The organism is Bartonella sp. CM86QHHN (assembly GCF_042194695.1).
Lineage (GTDB): Bacteria > Pseudomonadota > Alphaproteobacteria > Rhizobiales > Rhizobiaceae > Bartonella.
Map to the genome: position 1 here is coordinate 1 of NZ_JBHIND010000072.1, position 1,605 is coordinate 1,605.

At 42.0% G+C, this 1,605-nt stretch carries 1 protein-coding gene and 1 pseudogene; one reads left to right on the forward strand and one right to left on the reverse strand.

Features of this window, described 5'->3' with window-relative positions:
- Positions 1-3 precede the first annotated feature (3 nt).
- Positions 4-604, reverse strand: a pseudogene (locus ACFIKX_RS07940) (lysozyme).
- 149 nt (positions 605-753) lie between these two features.
- Between ACFIKX_RS07940 and ACFIKX_RS07945 the strand changes: the two are divergent.
- Positions 754-1,605, forward strand: an 852-nt coding sequence (locus ACFIKX_RS07945) for a tyrosine-type recombinase/integrase (RefSeq protein ID WP_375628943.1), incomplete at its 3' end; no start/stop codon positions are given.

Below are 1,605 nucleotides of genomic sequence, written 5' to 3' on the forward strand. Positions count from 1 at the left end.
AAATCATAAGCGTTGCTCCCCAAACCGCTTGGCAACAATCACTATGCCCGTTACAGCCGCTAAAACCATGATGCCTGCTAAAGCCCATTGCACCGGACCATTGCCTGCTAACAAGCCGCCAAAACCTGAACAAGACCCTATAATCGGGGCAAGTGCTTCTATTTTAAGAAGTCCGGTTGCCGTTTTCGTTTCTACCCTTTGATAATTCGAAGAAACATAAGCCCCTTTTACCCATAATCCCGCTTCTGCTGCTCGACGGTTGGCTAAACCCGCAAGAGGCTTCCCACCGACCTTATTCCATTTCTGTAATTCTAAGGGTACGGCTTCATAATCCCCTTGATTAAGCTTCTTCAACAAGGTTGACTTGCGAAAAGCAGCTGTTCCTACATTATAGCAAAATGAGACCAATGCNGACCGATTCCTCGACTGTCTGCTCAAATTGCTTTAAGTCTTCACAAAGGATTTCTTCTGCTTGCTCTTGTGTGATCCGCATGCCTTTTTTGACAAGGGGGTGACCCGCATTGCTGGTGTGACCATAACCAATCGTCCAGATACATGCCGTGTCTCTATATGCCTCTACAAGACATTGATTTATAATGATAATTCACTGTTTTGTATGTTGAATGAGAGTCTCGAATAACGTAGGATTCTCTCATTTCAAATCTGTTTATGTTGAATCAATCAAAACCACTCATTTGTACATAACAAGTGGGATGAGTGTGTGGATAAAATTTGTATAAGAAAGGACTAAAAATGGCTCTTATGAACCGTCTTAATGCAAGGGCTGTCGCAACATTGGGAGCTGGCAAATATAATGATGGTGCCGGCTTGTTACTTCATAAGCGTAAAGATGGAGGTGCTCAATGGATTTACCGTTTTACCATTCATGGGCGGCGCCGTGAAATGGGCTTGGGTGCTTTAAGAGATGTTTCTTTAAAACAAGCCCGTGAATGTGCAATGCAATGGCGTGCTGTTTTACGTGAAGGGCGTGATCCTATTAAAGAACGTAATAAACAAAAGCGTGAGGCAATAAGTAATCTCCATTATTTAAAAGATATTGCTTTAGATGCTTTTGAAAGTCGTAAAGCTGAATTAAAAGGTGACGGTAAAAATGGAAATTGGTTTACACCTTTACGCCTTCATATTCTTCCCAAGTTAGGCTGTTTACCCGTTTCAGAGATTACCCAAACAGAGATACGCAATACCCTTGCCCCCATTTGGCATACAAAAGCTGGAACAGCCCAAGCAGCATTGATACGTCTTAATCTTTGTCTCAAACATGCGGCTGCCTTGGGTTTGAATGTTGATTTACAAGCAACAGAAAAAGCACGTGCTCTCTTAGGAAAACAACGTCATAAGATCACTAATAGACCAGCAATGGATTGGAAAGATATACCAGCTTTTTATCAGTTCCTCTGTAAAACACAAAACATAACACATCTTGCTTTGCGCTTGCTTATCCTTACAGGGGTTCGCTCTAACCCTTTACGTCATATTCATAAAGATCAAATTGATGGGGATATATGGACCATACCTGCTGAGAATATGAAAGGAAAGCGTGATACTACAACAGAATTTCGCGTCCCCTTATCAAAAGAAGCGCTG